This window comes from Stenotrophomonas sp. INTA L402-1 (assembly GCF_059295135.1).
The window spans coordinates 22,034-44,451 of record NZ_JCAFWP010000006.1 but is presented as its reverse complement, the minus strand read 5'-3'; the positions used below and the strand labels follow the sequence as shown (position 1 = coordinate 44,451).

Genomic DNA, 22,418 nt, shown 5'->3' with positions numbered 1-22,418 from the left:
CCGGCTGGGCCGGCCGGGAGTCGTCAAGGAATGATGGCCGCAGTGTTGGTTCGATCCATGACCCAGAAGAGGAATTCGACGTGATCAAGAAGCAGAACCTTCGCATCAATGTGCTTGCCGCCGCCGTGCTGTCGATGACGGCCGTCGGTGCCGTCCACGCCGCCGGCCTGCCGACCCGCGAACCGGTGCGCCAGGCCAGCACCGCCCAGCCGGGCGCCGAGCGCATCATCGTCAAGTACCGGGCCGGCGCTGCCGCCGCCACCGACCGCTCGGCGAAGCTGTCCACCGTGCAGTCGGCGCTGACCCGGGCCAGCCTGTCCGGCGGTACCTCACGTGCCAGTACCCTCGGCCCGCAGGTGGTACGCAAGCTCGCTACCGGTGCGGACCTGATCCGCGTGCAGGGCCGCCTGGCCCCGGCCGAACTGCAGCGTGTGCTGAAGGAACTGCAGGCCGACCCGTCGGTGCAGTACGCCGAAGCCGACGTCAAGCTGCGCCGCACCGAACTGCGTGCCGGCAACGTACAGCCGGCGCTGGTGCCGAACGATCCCTTCTACCAGCAGAACCAGTGGCACCTGCACAACGCCGTCGGCGGCATCAACGCACCGGCGGCATGGGATGTCTCGCAGGGTGAGGGCATCGTGGTGGCGGTGATCGATACCGGCATCCTGCCGCAGCATCCGGACCTGGTCGGCAACCTGCTGGAGGGTTACGACTTCATCAGCGATGCGGAGACCTCGCGGCGCCCGACCAACGATCGTGTGCCGGGTGCGCAGGACTACGGTGACTGGGTCGAGAACGACAACGAGTGCTATGACGGCTCGCTGGCCGAGGACAGTTCCTGGCACGGCACCCACGTAGCCGGCACCGTAGCCGAGCAGACCAACAACGGCGTCGGCATGGCCGGTGTCGCCTACAAGGCCAAGGTGCTGCCGTTACGTGTGCTGGGCAAGTGCGGCGGCTACCTGTCCGACATCGCCGACGCGGTGGTCTGGGCATCGGGTGGCACGGTGACCGGCATCCCGGCCAACACCAACCCGGCCGAGATCATCAACATGAGCCTGGGCGGCAGCGGTACCTGCGGCAGCACCTACCAGGACGCCATCAATGGCGCGATCTCGCGTGGCACCACCGTGGTGGTCGCGGCGGGCAATGAAGCCGACAACGCGTCCAAGTACCGTCCGGCCAGCTGCGAAGGCGTGGTGACCGTGGGTGCCACCCGCATCACCGGTGGCATCACCTACTACTCCAACTATGGCACCCGCGTGGACCTGTCCGGTCCGGGTGGCGGCGGCAGTGTCGACGGCAACCCGGGTGGCTACATCTGGCAGACCGGCTCCAATGCGGCCACCACGCCGGAATCGGGCACGCCGGGCTACATGGGCATGGGCGGTACCTCGATGGCCTCGCCGCATGTGGCCGCCGTTGCCGCACTGGTGCAGAGCGCACTGATCGCCAAGGGCAAGGATCCGCTGACTCCGGCGGCCATGCGCACCCTGCTGAAGGAAACCGCGCGTCCGTTCCCGGTCGCCATCCCGGCGGCCACCCCGATCGGTACCGGCATCCTCGATGCCAAGGCTGCGCTGGCCAAGGCACTGGAAGAACCGTGCACCGAGAACTGCGGGCCGGTGGCCACGCCGCTGACCAACAAGGCCGCCGTCGGTGGCCTGTCCGGTGCGGCCGGCAGCAGCAAGCTCTACAGCTTCGAAGCGGCTGCCGGCAAGCAGTTCAGCGTGATCACCTACGGTGGCACCGGCAACGTTTCGGTCTACGTGGCTGAAGGCCGTGAGCCCAGTGCCAGCGACAATGACGCCAAGTCGACCCGTCCGGGCACCTCCGAGACGGTGCGGGTGACCAAGCCGGTGGCGGCCACCTACTACATCAAGGTGGTGGGTGAAGCGGCCTACAACGGGGTGAGCATTCTCGCCACGCAGTAAGCTTGAACTGTCGTAGTTGAATGGCCGAAGCCCGTCATCCCATGTGACGGGCTTCGTCTTTTTACGAAAGGTGGCGCAGGGGCGGCGGAAATCATGGCTTAACTGTTAAAGTCGAGCCGATTGACAGGAGAGTCATGTGAACGCGCTTGCTGCTACTGCCGCTGCCGACGACGCTGAAGGCCGCATCCTGGATGCGCTGCTGGCGCGCGGCCGGCTGAAGGAAGGCGATCTGGCACGTGCGCGGCCGCTGCACGCAGAGGCCGGCGGTAGCCTGCTGGGCCTGCTGGTGCGGCTGGGGCTGGTCTCCGAGCGTGACCAGGCACAGGCCAGCGCCGAAGTGCTGGGGCTGCCGCTGCTGGAAGGCAAACAGCTGCCGGAGGCGCCGCCGCAGGGGCTGGCCGAGGGCCTGCCGTTGTCGCTGCGCTTCCTCAAGCAGTTCCATGTCTGCCCGCTGGCGCTGGATGAACAGGGGGTCCGGCTGTGGCTGGCCGATGCCCATGATCCTTATCCGCAGCAGGCCGTGCAGCTGGCACTGGGTGTGCCGGTGACACCGGTGCTGGGCATGCGCGCAGAAATTGATGACCTGGTCGAACGCTGGTTCGGCCAGGGCCGCAGCGCGATGGGCGCGATCGTCGAAACCGCCGATGGCGAGGGCGGTGCGGTCGATGATATCGAGCATCTGCGTGACCTCGCCTCGGAAGCGCCGGTGATCCGCCTGGTCAACCTGGTGATCCAGCGTGCAGTGGAACTGCGCGCTTCGGACATCCATGTCGAACCGTTCGAAAGCCGGTTGAAGGTCCGTTACCGCGTCGATGGCGTGCTGGTGGAAGGCGAAAGCCCGCCGGCCAACCTCACTGCTGCGGTGATCAGCCGCATCAAGATCATGGCCCGGCTCAACATCGCCGAGCGCCGCCTGCCGCAGGACGGCCGCATCATGCTGCGCGTGCAGGGCAAGGAGCTGGACCTGCGCGTGAGCACGGTGCCGACCGCGCACGGCGAAAGCGTGGTGATGCGATTGCTGGACCGCGAAACGGTGGTGTTCGATTTCCATCGTCTCGGTTTCACTGACGCCTTCCTGCCGCAGTTCCGCAAGGTGCTGGAACAGCCGCACGGCATCCTGCTGGTGACCGGCCCGACCGGTTCAGGCAAGACCACCACGCTGTACACCGCGCTGAGCCAGCTGAACACTGCCGACGTCAAGATCATCACGGTCGAAGACCCGGTGGAATACCAGATCGAAGGCATCAACCAGATCCAGGCCAAGCCGCAGATCGGCCTGGACTTCGCCAACGCCCTGCGCAGCATCGTGCGCCAGGACCCGGACATCATCATGATCGGCGAAATGCGCGACCTGGAAACCGCGCGCATCGCGATCCAGTCGGCGCTGACCGGCCACCTGGTGCTGTCCACCCTGCATACCAACAACGCAGCCGGCGGCATCACCCGCCTGCTCGACATGGGCGTGGAGGACTACCTGCTTACCTCCACCATCAACGGCATCCTGGCCCAGCGCCTGGTGCGTCGGCTGGAGCCGACCCATGCCGAGCGCTATGAAGCCTCGCCGGAGGAGATCGAACGCTTCGAGCTGCGCCGCCTGCAGCCGGAAGGACCGATCCACCTGTATCGCCCGAAGCCTTCCGCGCTGGCGCCGACCGGTTACCTCGGCCGGACCACCATCATGGAATTCCTGGTGATGAACGACGCGCTGCGGCGCGCGGTGATGCGCCGCGACGGCATGGGCGAGATCGAACGCATTGCCCGCGAAGCCGGCATGCGCACGATGTACGAAGATGGCCTGTCCAAGGCCCTCAGTGGTCAGACGACCATCGAGGAAGTCCTGCGTGTCACCGAGGAAAGCTGATGCGCGCAGGACGCCGGGGCTGACATGCCGACCTACCGTTACAAGGCACTGAATCCGCACGGCGAGATCTTCGACGGGCAGATGGAAGCGGCCAGCGAGGCCGAGCTGGTCGCGCGCCTGCAGGACCAGGGCCATCTGCCGATGGAGACCCAGCTGGCCGATGGCGGTGCGATCGGTGGCAGTACCTGGCGCAACCTGTTCCGCCAACGGCCGCTGCAGGGCGCTGCATTGCTGCAGTTCACTCAGCAGCTGGCGACACTGCTCGGTGCAGGCCAGCCGCTGGATCGCGCGCTGTCGATCCTGCTCGGGTTGCCCGAAGACGAACGCTCGCGCCGCGCGATCACCGACATCCGCGATGTGGTGCGCGGTGGCGCGCCGCTGTCGACCGCACTGGAGCGCCAGCATGGGTTGTTCTCGCGCCTGTACGTGAACATGGTGCGGGCCGGTGAAGCCGGCGGCAGCCTGCACGAAACCCTGCAGCGCCTGGCCGACTACCTCGAACGCAGCCGCGCGTTGCAGGGCAAGGTGATCAACGCGCTGGTGTACCCGGCCATCCTGCTGGTGGTGGTGGGCGGCGCGCTGCTGTTCCTGCTCGGCTACGTGGTGCCGCAGTTCGCGCAGATGTACGAAAGCCTGGATGTGGCGCTGCCGTGGTTCACCAACGCGGTGCTGCAGCTGGGTCTGTTCGTGCGCGACTGGTGGGTGTTGCTGCTGGTGGTGCCAGGGATACTTGCGCTGTTCTTCGAACGCAAGGCGCGGCAACCAGCCTTCCGGCTGGCGCTGGATGGCTGGCTGCTGCAGCGTCGCGGCATCGGCCGCCTGCTCGGCGAACTGGAAACCGCGCGGCTGGCCCGCACGCTGGGCACGCTGCTGCGCAATGGCGTGCCGCTGCTGGGTGCCTTGGGCATCGCCCGCAACGTGCTGGGCAACCGCGCGCTGGCCGCCGATGTGGAAGCCGCCGCGGATGAAGTGAAAAACGGTACCGGCCTGTCGCTGGCGCTGTCGCGCGGCAAGCGTTTCCCGCGCCTGGCGCTGCAGATGATCCAGGTCGGCGAGGAATCCGGTGCACTCGATACCATGCTGCTGAAAGCGGCCGATACCTTCGAACAGGACAGCGCCCGGCGCATCGACCGCCTGCTGGCGGCGATGGTGCCGGCGATCACCCTGGTGCTGGCCTCGGTGGTCGGTGCGGTGATCGTTGCCGTGCTGGTACCGCTGTACGACCTGACCAATGCCATCGGTTGACGATGGATCCCTACGCAACCCCGACACTCCGCAACTGAAAGGACCGACCATGATTGCTTCCCGTCGACCGATCCGCCTTTCCTTCACCGCCGCGCGCAACCAGTCGGGCATGAGCCTGCTGGAAATCATCATCGTCATCGTGCTTATCGGTGCGGTGCTGACCCTGGTCGCCAGCCGCGTGCTGGGCGGCGCTGATCGCGGCAAGGCCAACATCGCCAAGGCGCAGGTGCAGACCGTTGCGTCCAAGGTCGACAACTACCAGATCGATACCGGCAAGCTGCCCGGCTCGCTCAACGATCTGGTGACCGCACCGGCGGGTGTCGGTGGCTGGCTGGGGCCGTATGCCAAGCCGGCTGACCTGAACGACCCGTGGGGCCACGCGCTGGAGTACCGTGCGCCGGGCGAAGGCCAGCCGTACGAGCTGATCAGCCTCGGCAAGGATGGCAAGGCCGGCGGCAGCAGCGTCGATGCCGACATCCGCTACCAGCCGTAATCCTGCATGACGTATTTCCTGCCGCGCCGGCTGCCTCGCCCGCGCCTGCACGGCAGGCGCGCAGCGGGCCTGTCGCTGCTGGAAATGCTGCTGGTGATCGCGCTGATCGCAGCGATCGGCCTGATTACCGCCGCCGGCCTGTCGCGCGGCTTCGCCGGCATGCAGCTGCGCAGCGCCGGCAAGGACATCGCCAACCAGCTGCGGGTGGTACGCGCGCAGGCGATCGCCCGCGGCGAGCCGCAGCGCTTTGTCATCGAACCGGCAAAGCGGCGCTGGGAAGGCGCCAACCAGCGCCATGGTGACGTGCCGGCACAGCTGCAGGTGCAGTTCGAAGGCGCCGCGCAGCTGGCCACCGCGCCAGGGCAGGGCGTGATCGAGTTCCATCCCGATGGTGGCTCCAGCGGTGGCCGCATCCGGCTGCAGCGTGACGATGCCGAATGGCGCATCGACGTGGGCTGGCTGACCGGTGAGGTCCGCTCCGGCCCCTGGCGGGCACAATGAAGCGGCACGTTCGCGGCTTCACCCTGCTTGAAGTGATCATCGCCTTTGCCCTGCTCGGGCTGGCGCTGACCCTGCTGCTGGGCAGTCTGTCCGGTGGTGCCAGGCAGGTGCGCGAGGCCGAGCTGCGCACGCGCGCGATACTGCATGCGCAGTCGCTGCTGGCCGAAACCGGTGTCGCCACGCCACTGCAGGTGGGTAGCCAGCAGGGCGACTGGGAACAGGGACGCTACCACTGGGAGCTGCAGGTGCAGCCGTGGGTGGAGCCACGTGCCGGCAACGCCGTGCAGTCACAGTCGGCCGGTGCCCCCTGGCTGGCCGAACTGCAGCTGCAGGTGCGTTGGGGCGACAGCGAACGCGAGCAGCTGCGCTGGCGCAGCCTGCGCCTGCTGCCGCCGGACCTGGAGAGCGCGCGATGAAGCGCCGCGCCGCGGGTTTCACGCTGATTGAAGTGATGCTGGCCACGGTGCTGCTGGCCGGTGGCCTGGCGCTGGCGTTCGCCAGCGTCCGCTCGGCAATGGCGGTCAGTCAGCGTGGCGAGCAGATCGCGGCCGAGAGTGAGCGCATGCGCGCGGTGCAGTCGCTGTTGCGGCGGCAGCTGGCCGGTGCGCTGCGCACGCCGCTGGAAGTACCCGATCCCACCCGCGAACCGATCTTCTTCCAGGGCGAAGAGCAGCGCATGTTGTTCGCCGCCGATCTGCCGGGCTACCTCGGCCGCGGCGGACCCTACCTGCACGCGCTGCAGGTGGACGGCCGCGATGGCCAGCAGCGCCTGCTGCTGGACCTGGTGCTGCTGCAGGAAGGCGAGCGCATCGCCGAGAACCCGCCGCGCCCGCCGGAAGTGCTGGTGGAAAACCTGAAGTCGGTACAACTGCGCTATCGCGGCATCGATGCCAGTACCGGCCAGGTGAGCGACTGGATGCCGCGCTGGGACGATACCCGCCGCCTGCCGATGCTGGTGGAGATCAGGATCGTCCCGGCCAGGGGCGCGCCCTGGCCGACGCTGGTGGTGGCGCCGCGTAACGGTGGCAGCGGAGGCGCGCGATGAACCGGCAACACGGTGCGGCACTGGTACTGGTGCTGTGGTTGATCGCATTGATGACCGCGCTGGTCGGTGCGTTCGCGCTGAGCGCACGGGTCGAGCATCTGCAGCAGCGGGTGCTGGATGACGATGCACGCGGCCAGGAACGGGCGCGCGCCGGCCTGGAGTACGCGCTGCTGCGCCTGTCCGCCGATCCGCTGCGGGCGCCCTGGCGCGCTGATGGCCGAACCTACCGCTGGCAGTTCGATGACGCCAGCATCGAGATCAAGGTGCTGGACGAGAACGGCAAGATCAACCTGAACCTGACCGACGTGACCTTGCTGACCGCGTTCCTCAAGGCGCTCGGCGAAGACGAAGGGGCAGCCCGGCAGCTGGCCGGTGCCATTGTCGACTGGCGTGATGAAGACAGCCTGCTGCAGCCGGGCGGCGGTGCCGAAGCCCCGGACTATGCGGCGGCGGGGTTGCCGTATGGCCCACGCAACAAGCGTTTCGAGACGCTCGGTGAACTGCAGCGGGTACTGGGCATGCGCGGCCCACTGTACAAGGCCATGCTGCCGCACCTGACCCTGTACAGCCGCCAGGCGCGCCCGGATCCCCAGTTCGCCAGCGCGCCGGTGCTGACCGCACTGGGCCTGGATGCGGATACCGTGCTGGCGCAGCGCGCACAGCAGGAGCGTGACGCAGATACCGCTGGCGGTGCGACAACGCTTGCCAGCAGCAGCGGCACCTATAGTATCGAGTCTCGTGCAACCGACGGCAGTGGACGCCGGTCGGTGTTGCAGGCAGTGGTACGCAATGGCTCGGGCGGGGTTCCCGGGCGGTCCTACACAGTGCTTCGCTGGGAGCAGGGAATGACAGCAAGATGACGGCATGGCAGGACAGTGTGCGGCAGGTGCAGGGCCGGATCGGCCCTGGCGCCGGCCGTTTCCTGCGCTGGTGGCGGCAATCGCTGCTGGCCTGGGTGCCGGCACGTTGGCAGTGGGCACTGGGCTGGGCACAGGCGCGCCTGCTGCTGCAGCGCCAGGGTGAGCAGCTGCAGGTCTGGCGAGAGACCGGAGAACGCCGCGAAGCAGTTGCCAGCGTGCCATGGCCGCTGTCGCCGGCCGAACTGGACCGCGTGCTGGAACCGCGACTGCGCAGCCTGCCGCGGGTGTGGCTGCTGCCGGCCAGTGAGGTACTGCGTCGTCATCTGCGCCTGCCTGCGGCTGCGGCCGACCGGCTGCGCGCCGTGGTCGGTTTCGAGATCGACCGCCAGACGCCGTTCGAATCCAGCCAGGTCAGCTATGACGTGCGTGAACTCGGGGGCGCCGCCGAGGGCCAGCTGCAGGTCGAACTGATTGCCTGGCCACTGCGCCAGCTTGAGGCGTGGCGGGCCAGCGTAGGCGAATGGGCCGATGCACTGGCTGGTGTCGATGCCATCGACACCGAGGGTGAACCCCTGCAGGTGAATCTGCTGCCACCGGGGCAGCGCCAGCTGCGGGCAGACCCGACGCGGCGCTGGAATGTGCTGCTGGCCGTGGCCGCGCTGGTGATGCTGGTGCTGGCGGCCCTGCAGCTGCTCGACAACCGCCGCGCCGCCGCCGACGAACTGCGTGCGCAGGTCGAGCGCAGTGCACGCAGTGCGCGTGGTGTCGCCAGCGAACGCGCGCAGCTGCAGGCGCTGATCGATGGTGCCGCATTCCTGGAAAAGCAGCGCAGCCAGCGCGCCGGAACGGTGGAAATCTGGAATGAACTGACCCGGCGCCTGCCGGAGGGCACCTACCTGGAAAAGCTGGCCATCGAGAACAACAACCTGCAGCTGATCGGCCTGAGCCGCGAGGCCTCGCAGCTGGTGCAGCTGCTGCAGGACGCACCGCAGTGGCGCAAGGTCAATCTGACCGGCGTACTGCAGGCCGATGGCGCCGCCAGTGGCCGTGACCGCTTCACCATGACCGCCGAACTGCAGCCGTTGCCGGCTGCGGCCCCGACCCGGGAGGCGGCCGATGCCGATGCCAAGCGCACGCCGTGACCGCTGGCTGGCACTGGCGCTGCTGCTGGCAGTGCTGGGCCTGGCCTACCTGCTGCTGGTGCACCCCTGGTTCACCCAGCCACTGCGCGAAATCGACGCCGACGTGGCCGCCCTGCGCGAGCGCGAGCAGCGCGTGCAGGCGCAGCTGCAGCAGCAGCCGCAGATCGAACAGCGCCTGCGCGCCACCCGCGAGGCACTGCAGCAGCGGCCGGGCTTCCTGCGCGAAGCCACCGCCGAAGCTGCGGCCGCTGCGCTGGGCGCGAAGCTGCAGGATGCGGTGGCGATGGCCAGCCCGGGCAACCGCAGCTGCACCATCAGCAACCGCACGCCACTGACCGACAACCGCCGTGACGCCGAATTCGTGCGCGTGGCCATGCAGGTGCGCCTGCGTTGCGGTGTGGCCGAACTGGCCACGGTGCTGCACAGCCTGGAAACCGGCAGCCCGCGCCTGTTCGTCGACAACCTCAACCTGATCGCGCAGCGCTTCCAGCAGTCGCCTAACGAATCAGGGCTCGGCCTGGACGTGTCGTTCGAACTGGCCGGTTACCTGCTGCCCGGTGCTGCGGCCGATGGCGCTGCGCCGGCACCTGCAGCCGAACCGGGCGCGGCGCCGCAACCGCCTTCGGCCACACCTGCACCGGCCGCCGCACCGGCTGCGCCGGAAGAAGGGCAGGAGGTGGCCGATGAAGCTTGAGCAGATCAGCCTGCGCACCGGCTTCCTGCTGGCACTGGCCGGCTGGGCGGCAGCGGTCTGGCTGGCCACCGGCTTCGGTCTGGGCAGCCAGCTGCCAGGTGCGGACGGTGATGCCGATGCGGTGCCTTCGTTGCCGGTGCTGCCGCCGTTGGCCGCAGAACGCATGGGCAGTGCCGACAGCTACAGCGCGATCGGCGAGCGACCGCTGTTCGCCGAGGACCGCAGGCCGAAGCCCTACCTGCTCGGCGGCAGCGAGCCCGCCGCCAGCGCCGCGCTGCGCCTGACCGGCGTGCTGCTGACCGGTGACTTCGGCATGGCCACCTTCACCACCGAACAGAACCGCTCGCTGCGCCTGCGCCTCAACGGTGAAGCCGTCGACGGCTGGCAGCTGGTCGCACTGCAGCCGCGCCAGGCCACCGTGATCGGCCCCGGTGGCAACCAGGTGCTGGAACTGGCGGTATTCAACGGGCAGGGGGGTGAACCACCGACCGTGCTGCGCGGCGCCAACGGTGCGCCACCGGCCGGTGCGATCGTTGTGCCGCCCCCGGCAGGCGCTCCGCCGGCACCGCCGCCGGCTGCGGCAACCGCATCGCCGTCGCCTGCTGGCAGTGCGCCGGCATCCTCGGCTGCGGCGGCCGCCACACCGCCTGCCAACAACAACGGCCCCAGCGAAGCGCAGATGCAGGCCATCCGCGAACGCATCCAGGCCCGTCGCCGCCAGCTGCAGCAACAACAACAGCAGCAACAACCGTCGCCGCCCCCGGGCGATGGCACCAACCGATAGAGTGAATGCATGAGCCTGCGTTTCCTTCCCTGGTCCTTTGCCCTCGCGCTGCTGGTCGGCTGCAGCACCGTGTCCGCACCGCATGTGCAGCGCAAGGGCAATCTGTCGCCCACTGCCGAGGCCGGCCAGGCGGCCGAAGTCGCCGCTGATGCTGCCCGTGACGCCCAGGGCGCTCCGCAGGCGGTGATCCGCCGTGGCACCGGCACCATGATCAACCGCGAAGCAGCACGCGCACCGGCTCCGGCACTGCATGGCGCCAGCACCGGTGAAGCAACCTTCAATTTCGAAGGCGAATCGGTGCATGCGGTGGTCAAGGCCATCCTCGGTGACATGCTGGGCCAGAACTACGTGATCGCACCGGGGGTGCAGGGCACGGTCACCCTGGCCACGCCCAAGCCGGTGTCGCCGGCGCAGGCGTTGAACCTGCTGGAGATGGTGCTGGGCTGGAACAATGCCCGCATGGTCTACAGCGGCGGCCGCTACAACATCGTCGCCGCCGATCAGGCGCTGGCCGGCACTGTCGCGCCGAGCACGGCGCCGGCGGCCAGCGCACGTGGCTTCGAGGTACGGGTCATCCCGCTGCAGTTCATCTCCGCAACTGAAATGAAGAAGGTGCTGGAGCCGTACGCGCGCCCCAACGCCATCGTCAACGTCGACAGCGGCCGCAACGTGATCACCCTGGGCGGTACCCGCGCCGAGCTGGAAAACTACATGCGCACCGTCGAGATCTTCGACGTCGACTGGCTGTCGGGCATGTCGGTGGGCGTGTTCCCGATCCAGTCCGGCAAGGCCGAGCAGGTGGCCGCCGACCTGGAGAAGGTGTTCGGCGAGGAGAGCAAGACGCCCAGCGCCGGCATGTTCCGCTTCCTGCCGCTGGAAAACGCCAACGCGGTGCTGGTGATCACCCCGCAGGTGCGTTACCTGGACCAGATCCAGCAGTGGCTGGACCGCATCGATACCGCCGGTGGCAGTGCCCGTCTGTTCTCCTATGAGCTGCGCTACATCAAGGCGCGCGATCTGGCCGAACGCCTCAGTGAAGCCTTCGCCAGCAGCGGCAACCGCGGCGGTTCCAGCCCGGCCTCGCTGGCGCCGGGTGCAACGCCGTCGCAGCTGGGCAGCGACGGTGACCGTGGCATGGACAGCAACAACAGCAGCAATTTCGGTTCGACGCCGGGCACTGGTTCCAGTGGCACCGGCAACGGCAGCATGAACCTGCCGCAGCGCCAGTCCGGCAATGTCAGCGTCAGCCTGGAAGTGGAAGGCGATCGCGTGGGCGTGTCGGCGGTGGAGGAAACCAACACCCTGCTGGTGCGCTCGACCCCGCAGGCCTGGCGCTCGATCCGCGAAGTGATCGAGAAGCTGGACGTGATGCCGCTGCAGGTGCATATCGAAGCGCAGGTGGCCGAGGTCGCACTGGAGGGGGACCTGAAGTACGGCGTGAACTGGTTCTTCGACAACGCGGTGGCCGGGCGCGCGCTGACCGGCGCATTGGCCGGCGTGACCCTGCCGGCCGCCGCCGGCGGCTCCTGGAGCAGCTTTGCCGGTGCCGCGACCGGTGGCGAAGGCCTTGGCTGGGCATTCACCGGCCACAATGGCGCGGCGGTGGTGAGCGCGCTGGACAAGGTCACCGATGTGCGCCTGCTGCAGACCCCCTCGGTGTTCGTGCGCAACAACGCCGAGGCCACGCTCAACGTGGGTGACAAGGTGCCGATCAATACCACCACGGTGAACACCGGTATCGGCACCAGCAGCTACAGCTCGGTGCAGTACATCGACACCGGCGTGATCCTGAAGGTGCGCCCGCGCGTCACCCGCGACGGCACGGTATTCCTCGACATCGTGCAGGAAGTGAGCAGCGCCTCGAACGTGCCGGAGAACTGCAACCCGCAGGAGCGCAACTGCAACCCGCGGATTTCCACCAAGAAGCTGTCGACCGAAGCGGCGGTGCAGAGCGGCGACACCATCATGCTGGCCGGCCTGATCACCGACACGGGCACCGATGGCAGCAGCGGCATCCCCGGCCTGAGCCGGATTCCGGTGGTGGGCGCACTGTTCGGGCAGAAGAGCCGCACCAGCCGCCGTTCAGAGGTGATCGTGCTGCTGACGCCGAGCATCGTGCGCAACGGGCAGGAGGCACGCACCCTGACCGACGAGTACAGCCAGCGCTTCCGCGCGATGGAACCGCTGAACCAGCCGCGCGCAAAGAAGTAAGGGGTTACGGCCGGGCTGCGCCCGGCACCCCGCAGAGGCCAGAGCAACAGCAACAGCAACAGCAACAGCTGGTTTACTGAGGGATGGCGGGGCACTGTGGGTTTGCGGGGACGCCGTAAATCCGTCCATGGAGGCTTGGTCGCCGCATCCATGCGGCTCACACCCCGCAAACCCACAGTGCCCCGCCTTCGACAGTTTCCTGCTGCTGTTGGTAGGTGTCGACCTTGGTCGACACGGTAGATCCACGCCATGCGTGGATGCTTTTCGATTCCAATTCGAAATATTCGATTCCGATGGAGATTCATCCACGCATGGCGTGGATCTACTGCAGATCGCAGAGATCTGTCGAAGGCGGGGTGGGTCCGGTTGCGGGGGTGTCCGCGGCATGGATGCCGCGGCCAAGCCCCCATGGACGGGTTAACGGCGTCCCCCGCAACCGGACCCACCCCGCCATGCCACGGATAGCCGGCTTCTGCTGTTGCTTCGGCTCTGGCCTCTGCAGGTGCCGGGTGCAACCCGGCCGATACCCTCCCAGTGCTAGGCTGTGGCTACCGACAACCACGGAGGCGGGATGGGGGCGATCGTGTTGTTGCCGCTGTGCGTGGACGATGCCGCGCTCGACCGCTGCCTGGCCGCGCTGGATGCCGGTACCGCGCCGGGAACCGCGGTCTGGCTGGCCGATGACGCGCAGACCGGCCCGCGTGCGCAGGCGGTGGTGGAGCATTGGTTGGCGCATACGCCACTGCAGGCTGAATACACCCGCCGCGCGCGGCCGTTGGGCGAGGTCGCCCATCTGGATGAGATGCTGCGCGCCTGCGAGGGCATGGACGTGGCGGTGCTGGCGCCGGACAGCGTGCCCGCGCCGGGCTGGCTGCAGCAGCTGCAGGATGCCTTCGCCCGCGATGCCGCCATCGCCACCGCAACCCCGTGGTGCAATGCCGGCGAAACCGCTGCATGGCCGCGGCTGGGCGAAATCAATCCCGAACCGGAGGACCCGGCGCTGCTGGCACACACCTGTGCCACGCTGCCGGTGCTGCATCCGGAGCTGCCCTCGGCGGTCACCCACGCGGTACTGGTGCGCGGCAACGCGCGTCGCCGCGCCGGCGGCCTGGACGTGGACAGCTACGCGGGCTGGAACGCGGCACTGGTGGACCTGAGCCTGCGCATGGCTGGCCTGGGATGGCGCAACGTGCTGTGCGAGACCGCCTTCGTCAGCCGGGCAGGGGAGGCGGTCAGCCGTGATGGCGATCTCGAGGCCCTGGCCGCGCGCTGGCCGGGGTGGGTGCCACGGTTGGCTGACTTCCTCATGCACGATCCGTTGCATGGCCTGCGTGCCGATCTGCAGCAGCGCATGCGGCAGGCGATAATGCCGAAGGAACAGGGTGACCTGTTCGTCTCGTCTTCCGCGCCGGAGCCTCCTGCTTGAATGTTGCCATTGCCGCCATCGTCGTCACCTACCAGAGCGGCAGCACCATCGACGCCTGCCTCTCGCGCCTGCGCCAGGCGCAGGACGTGGCCGAGATCCGGGTGATCGACAATGGCTCGATGGATGGCACGCTGGATATCGTGCAGCGCCATGCCAGCCACGACCCGCGCGTGCGTTTCGTCGGCAATCCGGACAATCCCGGCTTTGCCGCCGCCAACAACCAGGGCGTGGCCGATTCGCACAGCCCATGGCTGGCCTTCATCAACCCGGACCTGATGGTCGAACCGGAGACGTTGGCCGCACTGCGCAGCCGCGCGGAAGGACTGGGGGACTGCCTGCTCGGTGTCGAGCAGGTGGACGAGCAGGGCCATGCCGACGAAGCCGTGCGCCGCCGCGACCCGGATTTCCTGATGATGCTGCGCTCGCCGGGCAAGGGCTCGAAGCTGGCGGTGCCGCGTGACCCGCAGCAGGCGCTGCAGCGGGTGCCGGCGCTGTCCGGTGCGCTGCTGATGATGCCGCGTGCATTGTTCGACTGCATCGGAGGTTGGGACGCCGGCTATCGTCTGCATGCCGAAGACCTGGACCTGTGCCGGCGTGCACGCGAAGCCGGAGCAGTGGTGGCGATCGCCAATGACCTGCAGGTCACCCACGTTCGTGGCGTCTCCAGCCGCTCGCGGCCGTTCTTCGTTGAATGGCACAAGCACAAGGGCCTGTGGCGCTATTTCCAGAAGTTCGAGGCCGGGCAGCGTTCGCTGCCGGTGCGGGTAGCGGTGTGGGGCGCGATCTGGGCGCACGCGCTGATGCTGGTGCCGAAGCTGCTGCGCAGGGCGCTGTAGTGCCGCAAGAGCATCCACGCATGGCGTGGATCTACCAATGTTGTTTCCCGTGAGCTGAGTGTGGCCGCAGGCACCCCGGTTCACCCTGCCGGGCGCATAATCCGCCCCATGCCTATCATCCAGTCCCTGCTCGACACCGACCTGTACAAGTTCACCATGATGCAGGCGGTGCTCCACCAGCACCCCGGCGCCCAGGTGCAGTACCGGTTCAAGTGCCGCACGCCCGGCATCGACCTGGCCCATTACATCGACCAGATCGACGAAGAGATCGACCATCTGTGCAGCCTGCGTTTCAGCGACGCGGAGCTGGACTACATGCGTGGCCTGCGCTTCGTGAAGCCGGACTTCGCCGATTTCCTCGGCCTGTTCCACCTCGACCGCAAGTACATCCAGCTGCGCGCGTCGAAGACCGTGCCCGGCGAGATCGAACTGGACATCACCGGCCCCTGGCTGCACACCATCCTGTTCGAAGTGCCGCTGCTGGCGATCATCAACGAAGTCTGGTTCCGCAACACCACCACCGCCGACTTCGCCGAGGGCGAGCGCCGCCTGCAGGCCAAGGCCGCGCTGCTGCGTGATACCCCGGGGTTCGAGCAGTGCCGCATCGCCGACTACGGCAGCCGCCGCCGCTACTCGCGTGACTGGCATGCCCGTCTGCTGCCGTTGCTGCGCGACGCCCTCGGGCCGCAGCTGGTCGGCACCAGCAACGTGCATTTCGCCCGCCTGTACGGCATGACCCCGCACGGCACCATGGCCCATGAGTACCTGCAGGCGTTCCAGGCGCTGGGCCCGCGCCTGCGCGATTCGCAGGTGGCGGCACTGGAGTCGTGGGCACGCGAGTATCGCGGCGACCTCGGCATCGCGCTGTCCGACGTGGTCGGCCTGGATGCGTTCCTGCGCGACTTCGACATGTACTTCTGCAAGCTGTTCGACGGCGTCCGCCATGACTCCGGCGATCCGTTCGACTGGGGCGACCGCATGCTGGCCCACTTCCAGCAGCGCCGGGTGGATGCACGCAGCAAGGTGCTGGTGTTCAGCGACGGGCTCGACATCGCCAAGGTGATGCGCCTGTACGACTACTTCCGTGGTCGCTGCCAGGTCGCCTTCGGCGTCGGCACCCACCTGACCAATGATCTGGGGCCAACGCCGCTCAACATCGTCATCAAGATGGTCCGCTGCAACGGTCAGCCGGTGGCCAAGCTCAGCGATTCGCCGGGCAAGAGCATGTGCGACGACCCGGGCTACCTGGCCTATCTGCGCCAGGTCTTCGAGCTGCCGCCGGCGTAAACACGTCGGCTTACAGGTAGTCGACCACCACCAGGTAGGCGCCCTGCAGCGGCTGCTGCTTCGAAGCCTGCACGCTGTAACGCTCGGAGAAGGCGATATCGCCGGCGCGCATCGCGCTGGCCGACACCGACAGCTTCTGGCCCTGGCGCTTGCCGTCGCGCAGCGTCGCGGCCTGACCATCGGCCAGCGCCGTCACGGCCACCGTCGAGCCCTTGGCCGAGGGCGGGCAGGCGGCCAGGCTCAGCTCACCCTGGGACAGGTTCGTCGTGCAGCCCGGCTCGGCGATACGGCCGCTGAAACGGATGCTGCCGCTGCTGGCCTGGGCCAGCGCACTGACGGACATCAGAGCCACACACAGCAGAATGGAGTTCCTCATGACACGTTCTCTGGTTCGGTGTGTCCTAGTTAGCGACAGGTTCGATCCGTCTTTAATAGGACAAATCCGAATCTGCTAGGGCCATCACCAAGAAAGAGTGATGCGCATCAAATAAGGCGATTTCCACCTGAAAAAAGCCTGTTTTCCGCATGCCGAACGCGCCACGGGAAGCGTCATCCAGGGCTGTTCGTGACCTGATCGCCTCACCGTCAAATCCCCCACGCTCGCCGCGCTCTCATTCCGCCTACCACGTCACATTTCATGCGTCAATGAATTGGCGTTCAGAAAAATAATGAGACTTTCATCACAGTTGTGCCTATACTTGCGTCACGGATTCAGGGGGAGGTATGTCCGAGTCCGGCCACAGGTGAGACGCAAGGATGGGTCTTGATAGCCCGGCAGTGCTCCTTGCTTCCTCCTCTACTTCTCATCTCTTCAGTAGGGTTAGGTAAAAGCGAATGCACAAGATCAATATCATCGCCGCTCTGATGCTGGCCGCCGCTCCGCTGGCCGCCAACGCCGCCGACGGCACCATCACCTTCAACGGCAAGGTGACCGACAAGACCTGCACCATCTCGACCCCGGGCGGCAAGGACTTCTCCGTCAACCTGCCGACCGTGTCCAAGAACACCCTGGCCGCCGCCGGTAACGTTGCCGGTCGCACCCCGTTCGCCATCAACCTGACCAAGTGCAGCGCCGGCAACGTCGCGACCTACTTCGAGCCGGGTTCGACCGTTGACTTCAACACCGGCCGCCTGCTGAACCAGGCTTCGGCCAACGCTGCCACCAACGTGCAGCTGCAGCTGCTGGGCTCGAACAACCAGGTCCTGCCGATCAAGGCTGCAGGCGCTGGCCAGGCCCAGACCAACTCGCAGTGGGTCACCGTCGGCACCGACGGCTCGGCCGATCTGAACTACTACGCTGAGTACTACGCCACTGCCGCCGCCACCCCGGGCGACGTCACCAGCAGCGTCAAGTACACGATCATCTACAACTGATCGTAGTCGTACCCGCACTGGCCGGCGTACGCGCCGGCCAGTGCATCGCGGCCCCTGGCCACATACCTCGAGCGTAGTACTTCCGATGAAAGCATTCTTTCCCCGGGCGCTGCTGCTGGCAGCGTTCACGCTGCCCTTCTGCCAGAACGCTCTGGCCGGCGTGGTGGTCAATGGCACGCGAGTGATCTATCCGGCGCAGGCGCGCGAAGTCACCGTGCAGGTCGACAACGTGGGCGATTCGCCGGCGCTGGTGCAGGCCTGGATCGACAGCGGCGACGCCAACCAGACTGCCGATACCAGCGATGCCCCGTTCGTGCTGACGCCGCCGATCGCGCGCGTCGAACCGGGCCGCAGCCAGGCGCTGCGACTGATCTTCTCCGGCGCGCAGCTGCCGACCGACCGCGAGTCGGTGTTCTGGCTCAACGTGCTGGATGTTCCGCCGTCCCCGGACAACGCCGACAGCGGCGAACAGAATTACCTGCAGGTCGCGTTCCGTTCGCGCCTGAAGCTTTTCTACCGGCCGCAGGGCCTGAAGGGCGTCGCCAACGACGCGCCCGCAGCGCTGCGCTGGACCCGCACGGGCGACCGTCTGCGGGTGGAAAACCCGAGTCCCTTCCACGTCACTCTGGCCGAAGTACATGCCGTGACCGGCAGCAGTGAAAAGGCCGTCGAGGACAAGGGCGCGATGGTCGCGCCGAAGCAGAGCCTGGAGTTCGCCGCACCGGCGGGCACCGACCAGGTCCGCTTCATCACCATCAACGACTACGGTGGCCGGGTGGAACACACCATCCGCCTCGGCAGCACCGGGGGCTGAACGCGCCGCGCCGGCCTTGGGCCTGCGCATCCCGCCACCGCCGCTGTGCGGCGAATTGAAGGAATGTCAGTGTGATCGGAAACAGATTGACATTGTCGATCCATCAGGCGCTTTGCCTGTTGGTTGCTGGCGTGGCCTGCCCAGGATGGGCGCTGGCTGCCCCGGCCAATCTCGGCGAACAGGCGCTGATGGCGCAGAGTGGTGCGGCCAATGCGCGTGCACCGGAATCGGCCCAGTTCAACTCCAGCTTCCTGTCTGGCCAGGCCAAGCAGGTCGATCTGGCGGCCTTCAGCAACGGCAACCCGATGGTGGCCGGCAACTACCGTGTCGACGTCTACGTCAACGGTGCCTGGCAGGGCCGTCGCGATCTGCAGTTCAAGGCCGATGCGCAGGGCCGTGTCGACGCCTGCCTGCCGCTGCCGATGCTGGAAGAAATGGGCGTGGACAGCGAAGCCGTGCTGCTGCAGCAGGATCCGTCCGTGCCGACCGACAAGACCAGCTGCGTGCCGGTCCAGCAGCGCATGGCCAATGCCTATGGTGTCTATGACAGCGGCAACCTGCGCTACGACCTGAGCATCCCGCAGGTGTTCCTGCGTCGTGAGGCGCGCGGCTACGTCAACCCGGCGCTGTGGGACCGCGGCATCAATGCCGGCTTCGTCGGCTACAGCTTCAATGCCATCGACAGCGACAGCCGTGTCGAAGGTGGCCAGCGCAACCGCAGTGCCTACCTCGGCCTCAACGCCGGCATGAACCTGGGTGGCTGGCAGTTCCGCCACGATTCGAACCTGACCTGGTCCGAGGGCGATGGCCGCCATTGGCAGAGCATCGCCACCTATGCGCAGCGCGGCATCCCGCAGGTGCGCGGCATGCTCACCATCGGTGAGGCCTACACCACCGGTGAACTGTTCGACTCGATCGGTTACCGCGGTGCCAGCCTGGCCAGCGACGACCGCATGCTGCCCGATTCGCTGCGCGGTTACGCGCCGGTCGTGCGCGGCATCGCCGAGACCAACGCACGCATCGAAGTGCGCCAGAACGAGCAGCTGATCTACTCCTCCACCGTGTCGCCGGGCAGCTTCGTCATCGACGACCTGTACCCGACCGGCTACGGCGGCGACCTGGAAGTGAGCGTGATCGAGGCCGATGGCCGCCGCCGCGAATTCAAGGTTCCGTTCGGTTCGGTGCCGCAGATGCTGCGCGAAGGCGTGTCGCGTTACTCGCTGACCGCCGGCCAGGTGCGCAACAAGCTGCTGGCCGATGAGCCGTGGCTGGTGCAGGGCACCTACCAGCGCGGTATCGGCAACCAGCTGACGCTGTACGGCGGCAGTGCACTGAGCGACGGCTACCTGTCGCTGCTGTACGGCGTCGGCCTGTCCACGCCGGTTGGCGCGTTCGCCGCCGACGTCACCCACGCACGTACGACGTTCGACCACTACGGCAACCACACCGGTGCCAGCGTGCGCTTGAGCTACAGCAACATGATCGGCGAGACCGGGACCAACCTGACCCTGGCCGCCTACCGCTATTCGACCGAAGGCTTCTACAGCCTGCAGGATGCGCTGTACGGCCGTGATTCGGACAAGCGCGGCATCGATCCGACCACCCGTGGTCGCCAGCGCAGCCAGTTCCAGGTGACCCTGAACCAGCCGTTGGGCCGTCGTGGCGGCGCGTTGTACGTGACGGGTTCGGTGCGTGACTTCTACGACCGCCCCGGCACCTCCAAGCAGTATCAGGTGGGCTACAACAACGCCTGGCGTTCGGTGAACTACGGCTTCTCGGCGCTGCGCACCGAAGAGGGCGTGCTCGGCCGTTCCGATACCCAGTACCTGCTGTCGATGAGCGTGCCGCTGGGTCGTGGTTCGCACCCGGTGTCGTTCAGCGCCGACCTCGGCGTGCGCGAGCGCGGTGGCTACGACAACAGCCGCGTTGGCATCACCGGTTCGACCGGCATCGACAACAACTTCAGCTACGGTGTGGCGCTGTCCGACTCCCGCGAAGGTGGCACCACCGCGGTGGGCAGTGCGGAATACCGCAGTCGCTACAGCGCGTTGAACGCGACCTACAGCCACTCGCGCGATTTCCGCCAGGCGTCGGTCGGTGCCAACGGCAGCGTGGTCGTGCATCCGGGTGGCTTCACCTTCACCCCGCAGCGTGGCGACACCATGGTGCTGGTGGAAGCGCCGGGCGCACGCGATGCGATCGTCAGCAACGCCCCGGGCCTGCGCGTCGACGGCCGCGGCTACGCGGTGGTCCCGTACGTGTCGCCGTACCGCCTCAATACCGTCACCCTCGATCCGCAGGGCATGGCCCACGACGTCGAGCTGGAAAGCACCAGCCAGTCGATCGCGCCGTTCGCCGGTGCCATCAGCTACCTGCGCTTCGATACCCGCAAGGGCAACGCGCTGCTGATCCAGGTGCGCAACCCCGATGGCCGCACCATGCCGTTCGGTGCGCAGGTCAAGGACGAGCAGGGCCAGCCGGTGGGCATGGTCAGCCAGGGCGGCCGCCTGTACGTGCGCAGTGACAGGAACCAGGGCAGCCTGCTGGTGGAGTGGGGCGCCGGCGCCGACCAGCGCTGCACCGTCGATTACCAGGTTCCGGCAGGCGCCGATGCGTCCAAGACCGGCTTCATCCCGCTGGAGGCAGCATGCCGATGATTTCTTCCCGTGGCCGCAAGGCGCTGGCCGCGATGGCCATGCTCGGTGGCGTGTTGCTTGCGCAGCAGGCCAGCGCCGCGTGCCGTATCAGCTCAAGCTGGTTCACCGCACAGGACGTCACCATGGACATGGGCCAGATCGTGATTCTGCCCAGCACGCCGGTCGGCGGCGTGATCAAGGAGATTAGTGAGTCGATCACTCAGCGAGATCGGGTTGCCAGCTGTGACTGGAGCGGTGGTCGTTCGATCGGTGAATACGTCAACGCGGCGCAGAAGCGCCCGGTGCCCGGTTTTGCGAATACCTATGAAACCGATGTCCCCGGTGTCGGCATCAAACTGTTCCGTGATTCGGGATCGATCCAGGTCTACTACCCCCATCAGCTGAGCTTCGGCGGTGGTAGCAGTGTTACGTTGATCGGGGGTCGCTTCCGCATCCAGTTGATCAAGACTGCCGCACAGACCGGCTCGGGCGTGATCGCACCGAATGGTCGCTTCACCACGTATTACTTTGATGGTGACGGTGCCAGCAAGCCAGTGCTGACCTCGACCTTCAGGGGCTCGGGCACCACCGTGGTCAGCCCGACCTGTGAAGTGCAGGCCGGCAGCCGCAACATTGCTGTCGATTTCGGCAGCGTGCCCAACACCACCTTCACCGGTGTCGGTTCCAAGGCTGTCGATCGCGATTTCGAGATCCGCCTGAACTGCCAGGGCAGCAACGTTGCTGCCTACCAGAGCAAGATCGGTATCCGCCTGGATGCCGACCAGGACAGCTCGAACATGCCGGGCGTGCTGAAGCTCAGCGCGGCCACCAACAGTGCCACCCGCATCGGCATCCAGATGGTCCAGCGTGATGGCAGCACCGAGCGCGAAGTGCGTTTCGGCCAGACCGTCAACGTCGGTACCACCACGCCCGGCACCAGCACGATGACCTTGCCGCTGCGTGCGCGTTACGTGCAGACCCAGGCCGGCACGGTGGGTGCAGGTGTCGCAAACGGCCAGGCCACCTTCACCATCCAGTACGAGTAAGTCGGCCGCAGGCCGCGCCACTGCTGCGTTCCACCGCAACGTCGCCCGTTCCACGGGCGGCGTTGACTGCGTCTTGATCTTCCAACGATGAAGATCAATGCCACGACGCGCGTACCATCATTCGAATGTGATGTACGTCGCGATTTTGGAGTTTCCTCATGAGGTGACCGTCTCCTGCCTGCGGGTGTTGGACGGGAACGCCGAAAGGATCCAGACGTGGCTACAGCTC

The 22,418-nt window shown here is 67.1% G+C and carries 20 protein-coding genes; 19 read left to right on the top strand and 1 reads right to left on the bottom strand.

From position 1 onward, the window contains the following. Positions 1-80: 80 nt before the first annotated feature. The 15 genes from AC5O77_RS06140 (at position 81) to pncB (ending at position 16,319) form a co-directional block, all read left to right on the top strand. Positions 81-1,934, top strand: a complete 1,854-nt coding sequence (locus AC5O77_RS06140) for a S8 family peptidase (protein WP_478058141.1) — start codon at positions 81-83, stop codon at positions 1,932-1,934. A 136-nt stretch (positions 1,935-2,070) separates the two neighbouring features. Continuing rightward, a complete protein-coding gene (gene gspE, locus AC5O77_RS06135) occupies positions 2,071-3,795 on the top strand; it encodes a type II secretion system ATPase GspE (RefSeq protein WP_049424954.1) in 1,725 nt (574 codons plus the stop codon). Positions 3,796-3,819: 24 nt separating this feature from the next. Beyond that, entirely contained in the window at positions 3,820-5,040 is a 1,221-nt protein-coding gene (gene xpsF / locus AC5O77_RS06130; protein ID WP_032130133.1) for a type II secretion system protein XpsF, read from the top strand. Between the two features lie 49 nt (positions 5,041-5,089). Beyond that, positions 5,090-5,533, top strand: coding sequence for a type II secretion system major pseudopilin GspG (gene gspG / locus AC5O77_RS06125; protein ID WP_004142831.1), 444 nt, complete (start codon positions 5,090-5,092; stop codon positions 5,531-5,533). A 6-nt stretch (positions 5,534-5,539) separates the two neighbouring features. Further along, a complete protein-coding gene (gene xpsH, locus AC5O77_RS06120) occupies positions 5,540-6,034 on the top strand; it encodes a type II secretion system protein XpsH (RefSeq protein WP_032130132.1) in 495 nt (164 codons plus the stop codon). Continuing rightward, on the top strand, positions 6,031-6,450 hold the full coding sequence (xpsI, locus tag AC5O77_RS06115; protein WP_032130131.1) for a type II secretion system protein XpsI: 420 nt from the start codon (positions 6,031-6,033) through the stop codon (positions 6,448-6,450). The genes xpsH and xpsI overlap by 4 nt, the downstream gene beginning before the upstream one ends. Continuing rightward, entirely contained in the window at positions 6,447-7,079 is a 633-nt protein-coding gene (locus tag AC5O77_RS06110; protein WP_478058143.1) for a type II secretion system protein J, read from the top strand. The genes xpsI and AC5O77_RS06110 overlap by 4 nt, the downstream gene beginning before the upstream one ends. Then, positions 7,076-7,939 carry a type II secretion system minor pseudopilin gene (locus tag AC5O77_RS06105; protein ID WP_293798093.1) on the top strand — a complete coding sequence of 288 codons (864 nt, stop codon included), beginning with the start codon at positions 7,076-7,078 and terminating at the stop codon, positions 7,937-7,939. The genes AC5O77_RS06110 and AC5O77_RS06105 overlap by 4 nt, the downstream gene beginning before the upstream one ends. Next, positions 7,936-9,081 carry a PilN domain-containing protein gene (locus AC5O77_RS06100; RefSeq protein ID WP_478058144.1) on the top strand — a complete coding sequence of 382 codons (1,146 nt, stop codon included), beginning with the start codon at positions 7,936-7,938 and terminating at the stop codon, positions 9,079-9,081. The genes AC5O77_RS06105 and AC5O77_RS06100 overlap by 4 nt, the downstream gene beginning before the upstream one ends. Further along, complete coding sequence (gene gspM, locus AC5O77_RS06095) at positions 9,056-9,775, top strand: type II secretion system protein GspM (protein ID WP_032130127.1); 720 nt, start codon at positions 9,056-9,058, stop codon at positions 9,773-9,775. The genes AC5O77_RS06100 and gspM overlap by 26 nt, the downstream gene beginning before the upstream one ends. Then, on the top strand, positions 9,765-10,559 hold the full coding sequence (locus AC5O77_RS06090) for a type II secretion system protein, XpsN-like (protein WP_478058145.1): 795 nt from the start codon (positions 9,765-9,767) through the stop codon (positions 10,557-10,559). Before gspM ends, AC5O77_RS06090 begins: the two co-directional genes overlap by 11 nt. Positions 10,560-10,568: 9 nt before the next feature. Beyond that, on the top strand, positions 10,569-12,770 hold the full coding sequence (gene gspD / locus AC5O77_RS06085; RefSeq protein ID WP_478058146.1) for a type II secretion system secretin GspD: 2,202 nt from the start codon (positions 10,569-10,571) through the stop codon (positions 12,768-12,770). Between the two features lie 571 nt (positions 12,771-13,341). Then, entirely contained in the window at positions 13,342-14,196 is an 855-nt protein-coding gene (locus tag AC5O77_RS06080; protein ID WP_032128059.1) for a glycosyltransferase family 2 protein, read from the top strand. Next, entirely contained in the window at positions 14,193-15,032 is an 840-nt protein-coding gene (locus tag AC5O77_RS06075) for a glycosyltransferase family 2 protein (protein WP_478057669.1), read from the top strand. The genes AC5O77_RS06080 and AC5O77_RS06075 overlap by 4 nt, the downstream gene beginning before the upstream one ends. 108 nt (positions 15,033-15,140) lie before the next feature. Continuing rightward, on the top strand, positions 15,141-16,319 hold the full coding sequence (gene pncB, locus AC5O77_RS06070) for a nicotinate phosphoribosyltransferase (protein ID WP_010482009.1): 1,179 nt from the start codon (positions 15,141-15,143) through the stop codon (positions 16,317-16,319). A 10-nt stretch (positions 16,320-16,329) separates the two neighbouring features. Here pncB and AC5O77_RS06065 read toward each other — a convergent pair whose 3' ends face one another. Continuing rightward, entirely contained in the window at positions 16,330-16,695 is a 366-nt protein-coding gene (locus AC5O77_RS06065) for a hypothetical protein (RefSeq protein ID WP_014645902.1), read from the bottom strand. 458 nt (positions 16,696-17,153) lie between these two features. On the opposite strand from AC5O77_RS06065, the gene AC5O77_RS06060 reads away from it, so the two are divergent. From AC5O77_RS06060 to AC5O77_RS06045, 4 genes are all read left to right on the top strand, one after another. Beyond that, positions 17,154-17,693: a fimbrial protein gene (locus tag AC5O77_RS06060; RefSeq protein ID WP_032128057.1), complete on the top strand. Its 540-nt coding sequence runs from the start codon at positions 17,154-17,156 to the stop codon at positions 17,691-17,693. An 85-nt stretch (positions 17,694-17,778) separates the two neighbouring features. Continuing rightward, on the top strand, positions 17,779-18,507 hold the full coding sequence (locus AC5O77_RS06055; protein WP_032128056.1) for a fimbrial biogenesis chaperone: 729 nt from the start codon (positions 17,779-17,781) through the stop codon (positions 18,505-18,507). Between the two features lie 92 nt (positions 18,508-18,599). Next, a complete protein-coding gene (locus tag AC5O77_RS06050; RefSeq protein ID WP_050509790.1) occupies positions 18,600-21,164 on the top strand; it encodes a fimbria/pilus outer membrane usher protein in 2,565 nt (854 codons plus the stop codon). After that, complete coding sequence (locus tag AC5O77_RS06045; protein WP_478057668.1) at positions 21,155-22,189, top strand: fimbrial protein; 1,035 nt, start codon at positions 21,155-21,157, stop codon at positions 22,187-22,189. The genes AC5O77_RS06050 and AC5O77_RS06045 overlap by 10 nt, the downstream gene beginning before the upstream one ends. Positions 22,190-22,418 lie beyond the last annotated feature (229 nt).

What these genes read in the sequence shown, in the direction of transcription:
- AC5O77_RS06100 (WP_478058144.1), top strand. Translation starts at nt 7,936, where the DNA reads ATGACGGCATGGCAGGACAGTGTGCGGCAGGTGCAGGGCCGGATCGGC.
- xpsF (WP_032130133.1), top strand. Translation starts at nt 3,820, where the DNA reads ATGCCGACCTACCGTTACAAGGCACTGAATCCGCACGGCGAGATCTTC.
- gspG (WP_004142831.1), top strand. Translation starts at nt 5,090, where the DNA reads ATGATTGCTTCCCGTCGACCGATCCGCCTTTCCTTCACCGCCGCGCGC.
- AC5O77_RS06065 (WP_014645902.1), bottom strand. Translation starts at nt 16,695, where the DNA reads ATGAGGAACTCCATTCTGCTGTGTGTGGCTCTGATGTCCGTCAGTGCG.
- AC5O77_RS06110 (WP_478058143.1), top strand. Translation starts at nt 6,447, where the DNA reads ATGAAGCGCCGCGCCGCGGGTTTCACGCTGATTGAAGTGATGCTGGCC.
- AC5O77_RS06105 (WP_293798093.1), top strand. Translation starts at nt 7,076, where the DNA reads ATGAACCGGCAACACGGTGCGGCACTGGTACTGGTGCTGTGGTTGATC.
- AC5O77_RS06060 (WP_032128057.1), top strand. Translation starts at nt 17,154, where the DNA reads ATGCACAAGATCAATATCATCGCCGCTCTGATGCTGGCCGCCGCTCCG.
- gspD (WP_478058146.1), top strand. Translation starts at nt 10,569, where the DNA reads ATGAGCCTGCGTTTCCTTCCCTGGTCCTTTGCCCTCGCGCTGCTGGTC.
- gspM (WP_032130127.1), top strand. Translation starts at nt 9,056, where the DNA reads ATGCCGATGCCAAGCGCACGCCGTGACCGCTGGCTGGCACTGGCGCTG.
- AC5O77_RS06090 (WP_478058145.1), top strand. Translation starts at nt 9,765, where the DNA reads ATGAAGCTTGAGCAGATCAGCCTGCGCACCGGCTTCCTGCTGGCACTG.
- xpsH (WP_032130132.1), top strand. Translation starts at nt 5,540, where the DNA reads ATGACGTATTTCCTGCCGCGCCGGCTGCCTCGCCCGCGCCTGCACGGC.
- AC5O77_RS06045 (WP_478057668.1), top strand. Translation starts at nt 21,155, where the DNA reads ATGCCGATGATTTCTTCCCGTGGCCGCAAGGCGCTGGCCGCGATGGCC.
- xpsI (WP_032130131.1), top strand. Translation starts at nt 6,031, where the DNA reads ATGAAGCGGCACGTTCGCGGCTTCACCCTGCTTGAAGTGATCATCGCC.
- AC5O77_RS06055 (WP_032128056.1), top strand. Translation starts at nt 17,779, where the DNA reads ATGAAAGCATTCTTTCCCCGGGCGCTGCTGCTGGCAGCGTTCACGCTG.
- AC5O77_RS06080 (WP_032128059.1), top strand. Translation starts at nt 13,342, where the DNA reads ATGGGGGCGATCGTGTTGTTGCCGCTGTGCGTGGACGATGCCGCGCTC.
- pncB (WP_010482009.1), top strand. Translation starts at nt 15,141, where the DNA reads ATGCCTATCATCCAGTCCCTGCTCGACACCGACCTGTACAAGTTCACC.